Consider the following 527-nt stretch of genomic DNA (forward strand, 5'->3'; position numbering starts at 1 on the left):
CATTTAGATATAACCCTTTTGCCTAAAGTCTTCATTGTTTTAATATAGCATTAATAAAACTTGAAGTGATGAGGWTGCTTTCTTAACATGATTCTTTTTAATAAGGTCAACTGGAATTTTTTAATCCGAACCCCTTTTGTCTACAAACTGAAAGGACGATTCATTTTATTGAATCGTCCTTTTATAAGCCAGACCGATATGCTGATGGTGTACAACCTTCAAGCAGTTTGAATTTGGCATTGAAATAGGTTTGATGTGAATAGCCGGCCAATTGTGAGATTTCCTCCAATGATAAATCCGTTTCCTTTAATAAACGTTTAGCTTCCCTAATTCGAACTTGGTGCAGCGTATTTCGAAAAGACTCGCCGGATTCGGCCGCAAATCGACGGCTGAGTGTACTTTTATTGATTCGCAGAGTATCTGCACAACTCGCTAGATTCCACTGTGCGTCCCAATAGTTGGACTCGATCAGTTCCCTTGCCTTTTCGCTGATTGTGCGTGCCCCTTCCTGTAATTGTCCATGATCC

1 protein-coding gene is annotated in these 527 nt (G+C 39.9%); it reads right to left on the reverse strand.

The genetic code is table 11. The annotated features are described in order from the left end of the window. Nucleotides 1-181: 181 nt before the first annotated feature. A partial coding sequence (locus AC1DVB_RS27895; protein WP_477592102.1) for a helix-turn-helix transcriptional regulator occupies nt 182-527 on the reverse strand: 346 nt, incomplete at its 5' end.

The sequence above is a fragment of the Peribacillus sp. P4_D6 genome, assembly GCF_056401795.1.